The organism is Paracoccus zhouxuedongae, assembly GCF_041927815.1.
Lineage (GTDB): Bacteria > Pseudomonadota > Alphaproteobacteria > Rhodobacterales > Rhodobacteraceae > Paracoccus.
Genome location: NZ_JBHFHM010000003.1, coordinates 268,562 through 284,106, shown reverse-complemented (window position 1 = coordinate 284,106; position 15,545 = coordinate 268,562). Strand labels below are relative to the sequence as shown.

General features: G+C 65.6%; 17 protein-coding genes and 1 tRNA gene. 4 read left to right on the top strand and 14 right to left on the bottom strand.

Annotated elements, in window-relative coordinates; genetic code table 11:
- On the top strand, positions 1–188 hold a 188-nt coding region (locus tag ACEYYA_RS06030), incomplete at its 5' end, for a hypothetical protein (protein ID WP_374798617.1).
- A 24-nt stretch (positions 189–212) separates the two neighbouring features.
- Here the strand turns inward: ACEYYA_RS06030 and ACEYYA_RS06025 are convergent.
- From ACEYYA_RS06025 to clpB, 3 genes are all read right to left on the bottom strand, one after another.
- Positions 213–797 (bottom strand): protein-methionine-sulfoxide reductase heme-binding subunit MsrQ, encoded by a 585-nt coding sequence (locus ACEYYA_RS06025; RefSeq protein WP_374798615.1) that lies wholly within the window; start codon positions 795–797, stop codon positions 213–215.
- A complete protein-coding gene (msrP, locus tag ACEYYA_RS06020) occupies positions 797–1,678 on the bottom strand; it encodes a protein-methionine-sulfoxide reductase catalytic subunit MsrP (protein ID WP_374798613.1) in 882 nt (293 codons plus the stop codon). Before msrP ends, ACEYYA_RS06025 begins: the two co-directional genes overlap by 1 nt.
- A gap of 133 nt (positions 1,679–1,811) precedes the next feature.
- Positions 1,812–4,394 carry an ATP-dependent chaperone ClpB gene (gene clpB / locus ACEYYA_RS06015; protein WP_374798611.1) on the bottom strand — a complete coding sequence of 861 codons (2,583 nt, stop codon included), beginning with the start codon at positions 4,392–4,394 and terminating at the stop codon, positions 1,812–1,814.
- 152 nt (positions 4,395–4,546) lie between these two features.
- On the opposite strand from clpB, the gene pyrF reads away from it, so the two are divergent.
- Positions 4,547–5,239 (top strand): orotidine-5'-phosphate decarboxylase, encoded by a 693-nt coding sequence (pyrF, locus tag ACEYYA_RS06010; RefSeq protein ID WP_374798609.1) that lies wholly within the window; start codon positions 4,547–4,549, stop codon positions 5,237–5,239.
- Positions 5,240–5,275: 36 nt separating this feature from the next.
- Here pyrF and ACEYYA_RS06005 read toward each other — a convergent pair whose 3' ends face one another.
- The 4 genes from ACEYYA_RS06005 to ACEYYA_RS05990 form a co-directional block, all read right to left on the bottom strand.
- Positions 5,276–5,749 (bottom strand): YciE/YciF ferroxidase family protein, encoded by a 474-nt coding sequence (locus tag ACEYYA_RS06005; RefSeq protein ID WP_374798607.1) that lies wholly within the window; start codon positions 5,747–5,749, stop codon positions 5,276–5,278.
- A gap of 83 nt (positions 5,750–5,832) precedes the next feature.
- Positions 5,833–6,102, bottom strand: coding sequence for an NfeD family protein (locus ACEYYA_RS06000; RefSeq protein ID WP_374798605.1), 270 nt, complete (start codon positions 6,100–6,102; stop codon positions 5,833–5,835).
- Complete coding sequence (locus ACEYYA_RS05995; RefSeq protein ID WP_374798603.1) at positions 6,102–6,989, bottom strand: SPFH domain-containing protein; 888 nt, start codon at positions 6,987–6,989, stop codon at positions 6,102–6,104. Before ACEYYA_RS05995 ends, ACEYYA_RS06000 begins: the two co-directional genes overlap by 1 nt.
- 61 nt (positions 6,990–7,050) lie before the next feature.
- Positions 7,051–7,929 carry an N-formylglutamate amidohydrolase gene (locus ACEYYA_RS05990; protein ID WP_374798601.1) on the bottom strand — a complete coding sequence of 293 codons (879 nt, stop codon included), beginning with the start codon at positions 7,927–7,929 and terminating at the stop codon, positions 7,051–7,053.
- 138 nt (positions 7,930–8,067) lie between these two features.
- Here ACEYYA_RS05990 and ACEYYA_RS05985 point away from each other — a divergent pair.
- Positions 8,068–8,142: transfer RNA gene (locus ACEYYA_RS05985), tRNA-Val, on the top strand.
- Positions 8,143–8,222: 80 nt separating this feature from the next.
- Complete coding sequence (ykgO, locus tag ACEYYA_RS05980; RefSeq protein WP_124085357.1) at positions 8,223–8,348, top strand: type B 50S ribosomal protein L36; 126 nt, start codon at positions 8,223–8,225, stop codon at positions 8,346–8,348.
- 98 nt (positions 8,349–8,446) lie between these two features.
- Here the strand turns inward: ykgO and ACEYYA_RS05975 are convergent, their stop codons facing one another.
- From ACEYYA_RS05975 to ACEYYA_RS05945, 7 genes are all read right to left on the bottom strand, one after another.
- Positions 8,447–9,493: a peptidoglycan-binding domain-containing protein gene (locus ACEYYA_RS05975; RefSeq protein ID WP_374798598.1), complete on the bottom strand. Its 1,047-nt coding sequence runs from the start codon at positions 9,491–9,493 to the stop codon at positions 8,447–8,449.
- 24 nt (positions 9,494–9,517) lie between these two features.
- Positions 9,518–10,747, bottom strand: coding sequence for a phenylacetate--CoA ligase family protein (locus ACEYYA_RS05970; protein WP_374798596.1), 1,230 nt, complete (start codon positions 10,745–10,747; stop codon positions 9,518–9,520).
- A 10-nt stretch (positions 10,748–10,757) separates the two neighbouring features.
- The gene (locus ACEYYA_RS05965) at positions 10,758–11,606 is read right to left on the bottom strand and encodes an ABC transporter ATP-binding protein (RefSeq protein WP_374798594.1); all 849 of its coding nucleotides are present in this window, start codon (positions 11,604–11,606) and stop codon (positions 10,758–10,760) included.
- An 83-nt stretch (positions 11,607–11,689) separates the two neighbouring features.
- Positions 11,690–12,967 (bottom strand): ABC transporter substrate-binding protein, encoded by a 1,278-nt coding sequence (locus ACEYYA_RS05960; protein ID WP_374798592.1) that lies wholly within the window; start codon positions 12,965–12,967, stop codon positions 11,690–11,692.
- 72 nt (positions 12,968–13,039) lie between these two features.
- A complete protein-coding gene (locus ACEYYA_RS05955; protein ID WP_374798590.1) occupies positions 13,040–14,116 on the bottom strand; it encodes a branched-chain amino acid ABC transporter permease in 1,077 nt (358 codons plus the stop codon).
- A 50-nt stretch (positions 14,117–14,166) separates the two neighbouring features.
- A complete protein-coding gene (locus tag ACEYYA_RS05950; RefSeq protein ID WP_374798588.1) occupies positions 14,167–14,355 on the bottom strand; it encodes a hypothetical protein in 189 nt (62 codons plus the stop codon).
- 204 nt (positions 14,356–14,559) lie between these two features.
- Positions 14,560–15,543 carry a branched-chain amino acid ABC transporter permease gene (locus ACEYYA_RS05945; protein WP_374798586.1) on the bottom strand — a complete coding sequence of 328 codons (984 nt, stop codon included), beginning with the start codon at positions 15,541–15,543 and terminating at the stop codon, positions 14,560–14,562.
- Positions 15,544–15,545 lie beyond the last annotated feature (2 nt).

Below are 15,545 nucleotides of genomic sequence, written 5' to 3'. Positions count from 1 at the left end.
CCCGCGCCAATCTCTATCGGCGCCGCAAGCCAACCGTCCCTTCAGTCATGTCCAGCAGCGTCCACTCGCGCTTCCGCCACCGCTCCCGATCCGCTTCCGTTCCCGGCCATCGTCTCGGTGAAGCGGTATTTACGGAGGAGGCCGGGGGTCCGCAAGCCCTGAAAAGCGAAAATCTGAAACTTTTTTGACGATTTCTGCGTTGTCGTTTCTTTTCAAAGCCTTGCACGCCCAAAAATCGGCAGCCTCAGAGCCAGCAAAACCGCGACAGCCATGGCTGACAGAATCGCAGGCCCCGTCCAGGTCTTCCCAAGGGCCAGAAAATGCGCCGCGGCCATGATTGCCGCAGGGTAAACCAGCCGATGAAGCCGCCGCCAGCGCACAGGACCAAGGATTCGGATGGCCAGATTCGACGATGTGGCCGCCAAAGGCAGAATCAACAGCAGTGCCCCCATCCCCAGCATCAGCCAGGGCCGCCGTGCGATCTCGGCTCCGGCGCGCGACAGATCGCGCAGGTCCAGCCCCGCCCAGGCCACGACATGCAGCACCGCATAAAGCGTGGCCAGCAGCCCGATCCGCCGCCGATGGATGACCAGATTGATCCGCGTCAGCCGGCGCAAGGGCGTGATCGCCAGCCCGCCGATCAGGAACCAGATCGCCGTCAGCCCCAGCCGCAACTGGATCTCGCGCACCGGCTCGGCCCCAAGGCCGCCTGTCAGCGCGTCAAAGATCAGCCAGGCCAAAGGCAGCAGGCCCAGAGCCCAGACAGCCCAGCCGGGCATTCGCGCCAGCCGTTGCATCAATAATCCTTCGCCAGATCCATCCCCGCATAAAGCGAGGCGACCTCATCATAGCCGTTGAACATCTCGGTCGGGTGGCGCGCGGCAAAGATGCCGTCGCCCAGCCAGCGCTCGTCAGCCTGGCTCCAGCGGGGATGATCGACCTGCGGATTCACATTGGCGAAGAACCCGTATTCATCCCCCTGCGCGACATTCCAGGTGGTCGCGGGCTGGCTGTCGGTCAGGGTGATCCGCACCAGCGACTTGGCCGATTTGAAGCCGTATTTCCACGGCACGACCAGCCGGATCGGCGCGCCGTTCTGCGGCGGCATGGCCTGACCATACATCCCCGTCGCCAGCAGGGTCAGCGGATGCATGGCTTCATCCAGCCGCAGCCCCTCGGTATAGGGCCAATCAAGAATCGGGACGCGCTGACCCGGCATCTCCTCGGGCCGCAGCACGCTGGTGAACTTGACCCACTGCGCGGCCGACTGAACGCCAACCCGATCCAGCAGCGCGGCCAGCGGAAAGCCCTGCCAGGGGATGACCGCCGCCCAGCCTTCGACACAGCGGAACTTGGCGATATGCTCACCCACCGGCATCGCGGCGATCAGATCGGCCAAGGCAAAGTCCTGCGGCCGATCGACCAGCCCGTCAACCGTCACCACCCAGGGATCCAGCGTCAGCCGGTCGGCCCGCTTGCGCGCATCCGATTTCGACGTCCCGAACTCGACAAAGTTGTTATAGCCGGTCACCAGCTTCATTTCGGTCGGCTCGGGCAGCGCGGGGGCGGCGCGCAGCCCGGCGGGCATCAGCCCCGCCGCCACCATGCCCGCCAGCCATTGCCGTCGGCTCATCCACAGCCCTTTCGGGGTCACATCATCACGGGTCAAACGCGCCATCGGGCACCTCCTGCGCGCGAACCTATTCACCCTGCCCCGCTGCCACTAGTCACATCCCCGGCACAGCTTTCTTCTTGGAAAAAATATCCCCGCCGGAGGCTCCGGCGGGGACATCATCACGAAGGACGAAAGGTCAGTGCAGAACGCGCTTGCCGCGACCGCCGATCACCAGGCCATCGGCATCGGCGCTGATGGCAACGGTGCTGCCATCCATCACCTCGCCGCCCAGGATCATCTCGGCCAGCGGATCCTGCAAATTGCGCTGGATCACACGCTTCAGCGGGCGCGCACCATAGACCGGATCGTAGCCCGCATCGGCCAGCCATTTCAGCGCCGCCTCATCCAGGTTCAGCGCGATCTTGCGCTGCGCCAGTCGCGCCTCAAGCAGGCGCAACTGGATGCGGACGATCCCGTCCATATTGTCGCGCGTCAGACGGTGGAAGATGATGATCTCATCCAGGCGGTTCAGGAACTCGGGCCGGAAATGGCCGCGCACCGCCTCCATCACCTCGTCGCGGGCCGCCGAACTGTCGGCGCCTTCGGGCAACTGGCTCAGCGCCTGCGCCCCCAGGTTCGAGGTCAGGATGATCAGCGTGTTCTTGAAGTCCACCTTGCGACCCTGACCGTCGGTCAGGATACCGTCGTCCAGAACCTGCAACAGCACGTTGAACACGTCGGGATGGGCCTTTTCCACCTCGTCGAACAGCACGACCGAATAGGGACGCCGCCGCACCGCCTCGGTCAGCACGCCACCCTCGTCATAACCGACATAGCCGGGCGGGGCGCCGATCAGACGCGACACGGCGTGCTTTTCCATGAACTCGGACATGTCGATGCGCACCATCGCATCGGCGTCGTCGAACATGTATTCGGCCATCGCCTTGGTCAGTTCGGTCTTGCCCACGCCGGTCGGCCCCAGGAACAGGAACGACCCCAGCGGGCGCTTTTCATCGCTCAGCCCGGCGCGCGACCGGCGCACGGCGCGGCTGACGGCCGCCACCGCATCGGCCTGACCGATGACGCGCTTGCCAATGATTTCTTCCATCTTCAGCAGCTTCTCGCGCTCGCCCTCCAGCATCTTGCTGGTGGGGATGCCGGTCCAGCGTTCGACGACCTCGGCGATCTGTTCGGGGCGCACGGCCTCCTCGACCATCAGGTCGCTGTCCTCGGCCTCTGCCAACTGCTTTTCCAGACCGGGGATGACGCCATAGGACAGCTCACCCGCCTTCGCTAGGTTCCCCTCGCGCTTGGCCTGATCCAGTTGCGCACGGGCGTGATCAAGCTGCTCCTTCAGACCACGCGCCGATTCCAGCTTGTCACGCTCGCCCTGCCAGCGGGCCGTCATCTCGGCGCTGCGCTGTTGCAGGTCGGCAAGTTCCTTTTCCAGCTTTTCCAGCCGATCCTTGCTGGCCGCATCGTCTTCCTTTTTCAGCGCCTCGGCCTCGATCTGCATCTGCAGGATCTGACGGTCCAGCGCGTCCAGTTCCTCGGGCTTGCTGTCGACCTCCATCCGCAGACGGCTGGCGGCCTCGTCCATCAGGTCGATGGCCTTGTCAGGCAGGAAACGGTCGGTGATATAGCGATGGCTCAGCGTCGCCGCCGCCACCAGGGCACTGTCGCTGATCCGCACGCCGTGGTGCAGTTCATACTTCTCCTTGATGCCGCGCAGGATGCTGATCGTGTCCTCGACCGTCGGCTCCTCGACCATCACCGGCTGGAACCGCCGCGCCAGGGCCGCGTCCTTTTCGATATACTTGCGGTATTCGTCCAGCGTGGTGGCGCCGACGCAATGCAGCTCACCCCGCGCAAGCGCCGGCTTGATCAGGTTGGCGGCGTCCATCGCGCCTTCGGATTTCCCGGCGCCGACCAGCGTATGCAGCTCATCAATGAACAGGATGATCTCGCCCGAGGCCGACTCGACCTCTTTCAGCACGGCCTTCAGCCGCTCCTCGAACTCGCCGCGATATTTCGCACCGGCGATCAGCGCGCCCATGTCCAGCGCCATCAGCCGCTTGTCGCGCAGGCTTTCCGGCACATCGCCATTGACGATGCGCAGGGCCAGCCCCTCGGCGATGGCGGTCTTGCCGACACCGGGTTCACCGATCAATACCGGGTTGTTCTTGGTGCGGCGGCTCAGCACCTGCATGGCGCGGCGGATTTCCTCATCGCGGCCGATGATCGGGTCGATCTTGCCATCCTCGGCGGCGGCGGTCAGATCGCGGGCGTATTTCTTCAACGCCTCCATCGTATCCTCGGCGGACGCGCTGTCGGCCGTCCGGCCCTTGCGGATGTCGTTGATCGCGGTGTTCAGCTTTTGCGCGGTGACGGCACCGGCATCCAGCGCATCCTTGGCGCGGGTGTTGACCACCGCCAGCGCCATCAGGATGCGTTCGACCGGCACGAAACTGTCGCCCGCCTTCTTGGCGATCTTTTCGGCCTCATCCAGCACGCGCACCAACTGGCCATCGGTGTAAACCTGACCGTCGCCGCCGCTAACCTTGGGCTGCTTGTCGATCAGCGCGTCAACCGCCTCGGTCACGCGCGCAGGCTCGCCCCCGGCGCGGCGGATCAGATTGGCGGCCAGCCCCTGATCGTCATCCATCAGCGCCTTCAGCAGATGTTCGGGCAACAGGCGCTGGTGGCCCTCACGCAGCGCGATGGTCTGGGCGGCTTGCAGAAAACCGCGCGACCGTTCGGTAAACTTTTCCATGTTCATGGGCATGTCCTTTCCTCAGCCCCCGCGATGATGCCGCCCGAAAGGCGCGGCCCGGTGCGGGTCTTGATCCCGATGTGTGCAGCGGAAAACGGGCTTTCAAGGGGCAGGGTTCCGTGACATAACGCGGCCGTTTCAGGAACCGGGGGATCACCATGGACGACCGTCTGATCGTGGCGCTGGACGTGCCCAATGCCTTGGCCGGGCTTGAGCTGGCGCAAGCCCTGGGCGATACCGTCAGCTTCTACAAGATCGGGCTGGGGATGCTGACCGGCGGAGGCCTTGCGCTGGCCAACGAACTGAAGGCCGAACACGGCAAGCGCATCTTCCTGGACATGAAGCTGTTCGACATCGGCGCGACGGTCGAATCCGCCGTTCGTGGCCTGGCGCAGTTCGATCTGGATTTCCTGACCGTGCATGGCGATCCGCATGTGGTCGCGGCGGCCAAAGAGGGCGCGGCTGGCAAGGACATGAAGATCCTGGCCGTGACGATCCTGACCTCGCTGGACCGTGCCGATCTGGATGCGGGCCTGATCCGCGAAGGCGCGATCCCCGATCTGGTGGTTGAACGCGCCGCCCGCGCCTTTGCCGCCGGGGCTGATGGCGTCATCGCCAGCCCGCAAGAGGCCGCGCTGATCCGCGCCCTGCCCGAATCCGCGGGCCGCCTGATCGTCACCCCCGGCGTGCGCCCGGCAGGGGCTGCGCTTGGTGATCAGAAACGCGTCGAGACGCCCGCCGCGGCCATCGCGGCAGGTGCCGATCACATCGTCGTCGGCCGCCCGATCTGGCAGGCCGCCGATCCGGCCAGCGCTGCCCGCGCGATCCTGGCCGAACTGCCCGGCAGGTGAAAAAGGGCGGCCCGGTGGGCCGCCCCCGCGCTGCCCTCAGGCGGCGTTGATCTGTTTGACCGCCAGACCGGTCATCGCGGCATTGGCCGCCTTTTCCATGTCCAGAATGCGGGTCAGCTGGTCGCGGGCAATCGGCTCGCCCATCACCTCGGCCCATTGGCGCAGGGTGCCATAACGGGCGATCTCGTAATGCTCGATGGCTTGCAGCGCGCCCAGCAGCGCGGCGTTCAGCGCCACACCCTCGGCCTCCTCGACGATCCCCTCGGCCTCTTTGATCAGGCCGACGATGGCGTCGCATTTCTCACCCTCGGGCTTTTCGCCGATGGTGCGGAACACGCCTTCCAGCATCTCGATCTGCTGGCGGGTTTCCTCGACATGGGCCTCGATCGCGGCCTTCAGGTCGGCGTCGGTCGCGGCCTTGGCCAGCTTCGGCCCGGCTTTCACGATCGCCTTTTCAGCGTAGTAGATGTCTTTCAGAGTGTGGTGGAAAGCATCGGCAAGCGTCTTCATCTGCGGTGTCTCCTGTGGCTGTGGGGCCAAGGGTTCTGGCCCCCTTGCAGGATCAACCCGGCAGGTCGCACATCGTTCCAGCGTCAGTTGTCGTTGATATCGCGGTGCCAGATCCGCGCCTCGCCCCGCGCACCCATGCTGCGCCGCAACAGCCACCATGCCACCAGTGAGGCCAGCCCGAAGGCAACCAGCGCCATCGGCAGGCCCGCGCCCAGCACGCCCGTCCCGATCAGCGCCGCCACCACGCCCGCGCCGATGGCAAAGCCCAGCAGGATCCAGCCCGGCAGGATGATCTCAAGCCCGGCCAGAACCAGCGCCGCGACCGCCCAGGCCCAGGGACTTTGCCAGATCATCAGCCGCGCCCCTTCAACAGCTTGAAGGCGTCGCTGAATGCCTCGATCGCATTGGCGGGCAGGATCACGGTCTGTTTGCCCGGCCCCTTGCCGACCTCGGCCAGGGCCTCGACCTGCTTCAGTGCGACCTGGTATTGCGCGGCCTCGATACCATTGTCGCGGATCGCGGCTGCGATGGTCTGGGTCGCATAGGCCTCGGCATCGGCGGCGATGCGGCGGGCCTTGGCCTGCTGCTCGGCTGCATAAAGCTCGCCGTCGGCGGCCAGTTCGACGGCGCGGCGGCGGCCCTCGGCTTCTGTCACCTGCGCGCGACGGGCGCGTTCGGCGTTCAACTGCTGCAACATGGCGGCGCGGGTCGCCTCATCCAGGTTCACGTCCAGAATCTCGGCCCGCGTCACCTCGATCCCCCAGTCATCGACGACATTGGCCAACTGGTCGCGGATGCGGTCGATCAGGCTGGCGCGGTTCGATTGCACCTGGTCCAGCTCCATCGTGCCGATTTCCGACCGGACGATGCCAGCGACGGTGGTGGCAATGGCGGCGTCGATATCGCGGATGCGATAGACGGTCTTTTCCGGCTCGATGATGCGATAGAACACGCTGGTTTCGACCTGCACCAGCACGTTGTCGGCGGTGATGGCATCCTGGCGGTTGGTCGGCAACTGCCGTTCCAGGATGCTGATGCGATGTGCCACGCGGTCCAGCACCGGCACGATCATGTTGATCCCCGGCCCCAGAACCGCGCGCAGACGGCCAAAGCGTTCCACCACATGCTTTTCCGATTGCGGCACGATGCGCACCGCCTTCAGCACCAGCACGATCAGGAACAGGCCCAGAATCAGCAGAAACAGATTGCCCCCGCCGATGGTGTCGATGATCTGATCCATGCCGCTTCCCCCTGTGATGTCCCCTTCCATGTATGTCGCGGGGGTAACAGCCACAAGACGGCTACTCGGCCGCCAGCCGCCCCACGCCCGGCACCAGCATCGCCAAGCGCGCCCAGACCCGCGCCAGCCGGTCGCGAAAGGCAGGATAGCCCGGCAGCGGGCGCAGCGTCGCCTCATCCATATACAGCGCGCGGTCGATCTCGATCTGGATGGCGTGGCGGCCACGGTCGGGCGCGCTGTGACGATCCAGCACATAGGCCCCGGCGAAGGGCGTATTGCGGCGCGTCACGAAGCCCTCGGCCAGAAAGGCGGCGGCGACGGCATCTGTCACCCAGGCGTCGGCGGAACGCCCAAAGCGGTCGCCCAACACGATTTCGGGGCGGGGGCGGGTCAGGCTGGCGCAGGCATCATGCGGCATCGAATGCACGTCGATCAGCACCGTCTGGCCGCAATCGGCCTGGGTGCGGTCGATCAGCGCGGCCAAGGCTGCGTGATAGGGGTGCCAGACGGCAGCCAGCCGCGCCTCGGCCTCGGCCAGCGTGATCTTGCCGCGCAGGATCACCCGGCCCCGTGCCACGACGCGCGGGATGACCCCCAGCCCCGCCGCCACCCGGCCATTCAGCCGCGCGGGCGCCAGCCCCTCGATCAGCGCGGGGTCCAGCTCATCCGCGGCGCGGTTCAGATCGACCACCCCGCGCGCCACCCGCGCCGTCATCACCGTCGCGCCCAGCCGGTGCGCGGGCAGGATCAGATGGCCGACAAAGGCATCCTCGGACGACCTCAGCACCCGCAGCCCCAGCGGGCTTGCGGCGCGAATCCCCGCAGGCCACCACCGCCCGCTGTGCGGCGAGGCAAAGATCACCCCGCTGCGCCGGGGCGCGGGTTCGTGCAGGCGAAAGGGCGGCAGATCATCCATCCGCCACAGCATATCCGCCCGCATCCGAAGGCCAACAGGAACTTGTCACCGAACCGCCATTTCCTCTTGAACCGTCCGGCGACTCTGTCTATAGCACGCCAGACCGACGCGGTTTCGCCCGCGTCCTTGTTGTTTTCAGGGACGCCGAAGCCATCTGTCAGGGGGCGGTTAGCTCAGCGGTAGAGCACTACGTTGACATCGTAGTGGCCACTGGTTCGATCCCAGTACCGCCCACCATTTCACCGCTGCGGGGCATGCCCGGCAGCACAACAGTTTCAAGGCGGTCCCTGTGGGCAGCCGCGAATGGGGAAAAGACGATGAAGGTTGCGAACTCGCTCCGCTCGCTGAAAACGCGCCATCGTGATTGCCAGGTCGTGCGCCGCAAAGGCCGCATCTATGTGATCAACAAGACGCAAAAGCGCTACAAGGCCCGTCAGGGCTAAGTCGCCAGGCGACAGAACTGAAACGCCCGGACCGCTGGTCCGGGCGTTTTCTTTTTGTGCGATGGTGACCCGGCCGCCATGGCGACCGGGCGCGGGGCTCAGCGGCTGGCTGTGCCGTCGGTGCCGCGAATCGCCGAGACCTGATCGCCGTCCAGGTAGCCGGTGGCGGAAAGGCCCACCGAGCCCTGCCAGGCGGCAATCGCCCGCCGGGTGCCGCTGCCGAAGATGCCGTCGGTGCCGCGCGTGTCATAGCCCATCAGGGTCAGGCGGCGCTGGATCTCGGCGCGCTCGGTGCGGCTCAGGCCCAGCAAACCCTCCTCGATGCGGGCGCGGTCGCTGTCGCTGCTGGCCGTGGGCGTGGCGGGGGCGGTGCTGCGCAGGCTGCGGACCTGATCGGCGGTCAGATAGCCGGTCACGCTTTGGCCCTGGGCGTTCTGCCAGTTGGAAATGGCGCGACGGGTGCCGCTTCCGAAGATGCCATCAGTGCCGCGCGTGTCATAGCCCAGCCCGGTCAGCTGCTGCTGCACCATCCGCCGGTCGGCCCGCGACAGGCCCAGATTGTATTCGGCCCGCGCCGCAGCGTCGGTGCCGGTGGCGGGTGCGGGGGTCGTCGTGGTGGCCGGGCCGCCGACGTTCAGCACCTTGACCTGCGCCGCCGTCAGATAGCCGGTCACGCTGTCGCCGCGATCGCGCTGCCAGGTGGCGATCGCATTGCGGGTGCCGCGCCCGAACGCGCCATCGACGCCGCGCGTGTTATAGCCCAGCGCGGTCAGACGCGACTGGATGCGGGTGCGGTCGGCGCGCGACAGGCCCAGGTCAGCCTCGGTCGCAGCCGCATTGCCCGCGGCCGGCGCAGTGCCGGGCGCGGCCTGCCCCATGGCCTTCAGCCGCGCCTTGGCGGTGGCCGCATTCGGCCCCTGCGGATAGGCCGCCAGATAATTCTGATACGCCTGCGCGGTATTGGCCTGACGCGCGGCTTCCCACACTTGCGGCTCCTGTGCGGCCTTCAATTGCGCCTGCAACTGGGCGTTCAGAATGCCGCCGATCAGGTCGATCGGCTTCACCTCGGCCTGCGCGGTCACCGGCGCGACGGCGATCATCGCCGCCACGGCCAGAGGGATCAAACGGGTCTTCGTGCCAGCCATCATCGGCCCTCCCACACGGGGGGCCTAGTCGTAACGGCGGCGGTCCTCGATCACCTTGCCATCATTGGGCAGCGATCCCGGTGCCACCAGCTCGATCCGGCCCCGAAGTTTCAGCGCCTCGACAACCGAGGCCTCATACAACGCCCGATCCGTGGCATGGGTTTCAATCTGCACCGTCATCACATCCATTTCACCGTCCCGGTCGGCCAGCACACGCGCGCGTGCGATCTCGGGGTGGCGGGCGACCAGGGCCGCGACCTGTTCGGGGCGCACGAACATCCCTTTGATCTTGGTGGTCTGGTCGGCGCGGCCCATCCAGCCCTTGATGCGCAGGTTGCTGCGCCCGCAGGGGCTGGCGCCGGGCAGCACCGCCGACAGATCGCCGGTGGCAAAGCGGATCAGCGGATAGTCGGGGTTCAGCGTCGTCACCACGACCTCGCCCACCTCGCCATCTGGGACCGGATCGCCGGTTCCGGGGCGGACGATTTCCACGATCACGCCCTCATCGACGATCATCCCCTCGACCAGGGCGCCATCGGCCATCGTTTCATAGGCGATATTGCCCAGATCGGCGGTGGCATAGCACGACAGCGTGGTGACGCCGCGATCGGCATATTCCTTGCGCAGGCTGGGGAACAGCGCGCCGCCGCCGACGGCGGCACGGGTGATCGCCAGCCGCTCGCCCATCTCGTCGGCCTTGTCCAGGATGATCTTCAGATAATCCGGAGTGCCCGCGTAAACCGTGGTGCCGATATCGGCGGCGGCCCGCACCTGAAGCTCGGTCTGGCCGGTGCCGGCGGGCAGCACGGCGGCCCCCACGGCGCGCGCGCCCGATTCAAAGATCATCCCGGCGGGGGTCAGGTGATAGCCAAAGCAGTTCTGCACGATATCGCCCGCGCCGACGCCGCAGGCATGAAGGAACCGGCCCATGCGCCACCAGTCGCCGCCGACCATGCCCGGCTCATAGATCGGGCCGGGCGATTGGAAGATGTGGTGGAACGCCCCCGGTGCGCGCGCCGTCAACCCACCAAAGGGGGCATCGGCCTTTTGCGCCGCCGACAGGTCGGCCTTGCGGATCACCGGCAGGCGGGCCAGGGCGGCGCGGTCGGTGATGGCGGCGGCCTCGACGCCGCCCAGATGCGCGGCCATGCCCGGCGCGGTCAGCGCGCGCGCAATCGCGGCGGGCAGGTCGCGGGCCAGATCTGCCGCCCGCTGATCGGCCGAGCGGGTCTCAAGTTCATCGAAATGGCTCATGGTATCGTCCTCAGGCCAGCCAGCGCTTGCGGCGGCGATAGCTGCGCACGTCGCGGAACGACTTGCGCCCCTCCTCGGACATGCCCAGGTAAAACTCTTTCACGTCGGGGTTTTCGCGCAGGGCGTCGGCGGGGCCATCCATCACCACGCGGCCCGATTCCAGGATATAGCCGTAATGGGCATAGCGCAGCGCGACGTTGGTATTCTGTTCGGCCAACAGGAAGGTTACGCCCTCGCCCTGGTTCACCGCCTTGACGATCTCGAAGATCTGCTCGACCAGCTGCGGCGCCAGACCCATGCTGGGTTCGTCCAGCAGGATCGTTTCTGGGCGGCTCATCAGCGCGCGGCCCATTGCCACCATCTGCTGTTCCCCACCCGAGGTATACCCGGCCTGCGACCGCCGCCGTTCCTTCAGGCGCGGGAAGTAGTTGTAAACCATCTCAAGGTCAGCCGCGATCGCAGCGCGGCCATCGCTGCGGGTATAGGCGCCGGTCAGCAGGTTTTCCTCGACCGTCAGGTGTTCAAAGCAATGGCGGCCCTCCATCACCTGAATGACGCCCTTTTTCACCAGGCTGGCCGGGTCCATGTCCTGCACCCGCTCGCCCCGGTAGAAGATATTGCCCTTGGTCACCTCGCCGCGTTCGGAATGCAGCAGGTTGGAAATCGCCTTCAGCGTGGTGGTCTTGCCCGCGCCGTTGCCGCCCAGAAGCGCGGTGATCCCGCCCTTCGGCACGCTCAGGCTGACGCCCTTCAGCACCAGGATGACGTGGTTGTAGATGACCTCGATATTGTTGACCTCCAGCAGGGTTTCGCCCACTGCGGGGTTCTGGGCAGAGGTCTGGGGACTGGCGTCCAGCATGGCGGCATCCTTTCGCGGCATCGTGGCGGGTCGGGCGATCAGGGGTGTCCCCGGCCCAAGGATCGGGCCGGGGACGGGTCAGATCAGTTGCAGCGCGGGGTGATGGCCGCTTCCTTGGCGAAGGCCTCGGAATCCGACAGCACCAGCGGGTCCAGCACGTCGTGGTCCGGCTCGGTGAACTCGGTGATCAGGTTCCACTTGCCGGCAGCCGCGTCCCATTGCTGGACGCGCGACAGGCCAGTGCCGCCATGGTTGTCGCAGCTTGTCGCCAGCGCCGGGCCAAAGTCGGGCAGGCCCAGTTCGGTCATCCGCTCGGGCGTGATGTCCAGCGCCTCGAACCCGTCACGAACCTGCGCGGGGGTCACTTTCGACGTGCCGGCCAGTTCCTGCGCCTTGCGGATCGCCTCGGAAATCACCAGCGCCGCATACATGCCGCGCGAATACAGCACCGAACCGACATGCGCCCCGCCCTGCGACGCCTTGCCGGGATCGATGACGTATTTCTGCATGTCGGCATACATCGGATAGTCCTTGCCGGTGCCGTGGAAGGCCAGCGACTTGTAGCCATTGGCTGCCGCGCCCACCGGGGTCACGTCGACCTCGGAACCCGACCACCAGATGCCGACCATGTTTTCCAGCGGGAACCGGATGTTCGAGGCTTCCTGAATGGCGACCTGGTTCATCACGCCCCAGCCATACAGGATCACGAAGTCCGGCTTGTCGCGGCGCACTTGCAGCCATTGCGATTTCTGCTCCTGGCCGGGGCTGTCGACGGGGATTTCCGCCAGCTCGAACTTGTGCTTCTCGGCCAGCGCGCGCAGCGTCGGGATCGGCTCCTTGCCGAAGGCGCTGTTGTGATAGACCAGCGCGATCTTCTTGCCCTCAAGACTGCCGCCCGCCGTGTCCATCAGGTGCTTGACGATGACCGAGGCACCATCCCAATAGTTCGTCGGCGCGTTGAACACCCATTCAAACACCTTGCCATTCTTGGCCGAGGTGCGGCCATAGCCGGGGGTATACAGCGGGATCTTGTCCGCGGCGACCTTGGGGATCAGCTGATAGGTGATGCCGGTCGACAGCGGGTTGTAAACCAGCGCGCCCTGACCCTTGGTCGATTCATAGCATTCGACGCCTTTTTCGGTGTTATAGGCGGTCTCGCATTCCGGCACGACGACCTTTTCGCCGCCGATGCCGCCATCGCGTTCGTTCAGCAGGGTAAAGTAGTCGTTGAAACCATCGGCATATTGGGTGCCGTTGGCGGCAAAGGGACCGGTCCGATAGGACAGGTTCGGCACCACCAGATCGGCCATGGCCGGGGTGGCGATGGCCAGGGCGGCCGCAGTCATCAGGAACTTCTTCATCCGAATTTTCCTCCCAGTCGAATGATGACAGTCAGTCTTGCACCCGGCCGGTTGGCCCGGCCGGTGTGAACCTCAGTGCGGGAAGGGCCACAGCCGCAGCTTTTCCTTGGCCAGCTTCCACAGTTGCGCCAGCCCGTGCGGCTCCAGGATCAGGAAGGCCACGATCAGCGCGCCTACGATCATCAGCTCGATATGGGCGGCCAGATCGGTGGGCCAGCCCAGGCCGCCGACCAGCACGTTTTTCAGAAACACCGGCAGCAGCACCAGAAATGCCGCGCCCGCGAAGGAACCGAACACCGACCCCAGGCCACCGATGATGACCATGAACAGGATCAGGAACGATTTGTTGATGCCAAAGGCCTCGCCAACCTCGGCAGCCCCCAGATAGACGGCAAAGAACAGCGCCCCGGCGATGCCGATGTAAAAGCTGCTGACCGCAAAGGCCGTCAGCTTGGCGCGCAGCGGGTTCACGCCGATGATCTCGGCGGCGATGTCCATGTCGCGAATTGCCATCCACTGCCGACCGCTGGCGCCGCGCGTCAGGTTGCGCGCAACCCATGCCAAAGTGAACAGCAGCACCAGGCAGAACAGGTATTTGGCGGCGGCACTGGTGTTCGGGCCGGTCACGAACTGGCCAAACAGAGTGCGTTCTGGCGCGGTGATCTGGCCCGAGGCCGAATAGTTGTAAAACCACGGCACCTTGTTGAACAGCCAGACCAGAAAGAACTGCGCCGCAAGGGTCGAGACCGCCAGGTAAAAGCCCTTGATGCGCAGGCTGGGCAGGCCGAACAGCACGCCCACCACGGCGGTGATGCCGCCCGCGATCAGCACATGGATCAGGATGTTCACCTCGGGGAAGGCGGTCATCAGCTTGTAGCAGGCATAGGCCCCCACCGCCATGAACCCGCCGGTGCCAAGCGACACCTGCCCGGCATAGCCGACCAGGATGTTCAGCCCCAGGGCCGCGATCGCATAGATCAGGAACGGAACAAAGACCGCGTTCGCCCAGTAATCGTTGATGACAAAGGGGATGATCCCGAATGCCACCGCGATCAACGCATAGTAGCGCCAGCGGTCGAACCGGATCGGGAACGTCTGGCTGTCGTCCCGATAGGTCGTCTTGAAATCGCCTGCTTCACGATACAGCATTCAACGCCCCTTCCCCATGGTGTTCCGGGGAAGGGCGGCTGCGCTTCCCCCTAGGCGGCGCGGCGCAGCCGCAGCCAGCTTGTCAGTCCGATGGCCGCGCCCAGGGCGGCCAGGATGATGTTCAGAACCAGATGACTTGCGGCAGCGCCCGCCGGTGCGGCAAGCGCGATCCAGCCAAAGGTGGCCGCCGCGGCCCAGCCGATCACACAGATCACAGCCAAGGTTTGCATGGTGTTCATGGCTGGTCCTCCCCCCTGCCCCTGCGACAGGGACACAGCCGGACTCCATGACGGGCCGCGGCGGCGTCCCTTGTCTCCGGCTGATGGGTCCGACGGGGCCTCCCCACCCCGCGGCAACCGGATCTGTGACAGGTTGCCGCAGACCAAAGTCGTAATCAACGCCTTTTTCTTGCGACGAAGGGACCAAGTTTGCGCGCGCCATCATCACACCCGTTCGATGATCTTTTCGCCGAACAGACCCTGGGGACGGAACACCAGGAAGATCAGCGCCAGCACATAGGCGAACCAGTTTTCGGTCGCGCCGCCGATCATCGGGCCGACGAAGAACTCGAACAGTTTTTCGCCCACGCCGATGATGAGACCGCCGACGATCGCACCGGGGATCGAGGTGAAGCCGCCCAGCATCAGCACCGGCAGCGCCTTCAACGCGATCAGCGACAGGCTGAACTGGACGCCGGATTTCGACCCCCACATGATCCCCGCGACCAGCGCCACGAAACCGGCGATCGACCAGACCATCACCCAGATGAAGCGCAGGCTGATGCCCACCGACAGCGCCGCCTGATGGTCGTCTGCGACGGCGCGCATCGCCCGGCCCTGCTTGGTGTATTGGCTGAAGGCGACAAGGCTGGCGACCAGAATGGCGGCGATCACCGTGGCCCAGATGTCCAGCCGGTCGATGAAGAAGCCATAGCCAAAGATGCTGTCGGTCGCGGCCTCGACGGTTTCCGACAGACCCTGCGGGATGCCGACATCCAGCGCCTTGATGTTGGCGCCCCACATCACATCGCCCAGCCCCTCAAGGAAATAGGCCAGTCCGATGGTCGCCATGAACAGGATGATCGGCGGCTGGTTCACCAGATGGCGCAGCACCGCCCATTCGATGATGATCGCCAGCAGCACCATCACAGCAGCGGCCAGCAGGATCGACAGCCAGGCCGGCAGCGTCCAGCCGAAATGTTCAAGCTGGCTGCCGAAGATCGCGTTGATGATATGGGCGAAGGGCACCTGCCCCTGTTGCAGCCCCACCAGGGTCAGCGCGGCAAACAGCGCCAGCACCCCCTGGGCATAGTTGAACACGCCCGACGCTTTGTAGATCAGCACGAAGCCCAAGGCGACAAGCGCATACATGACCCCGGCCATCAGGCCATTCAGGGTCACTTCCATGGCGTAAAGAAGCTGGTCCATCA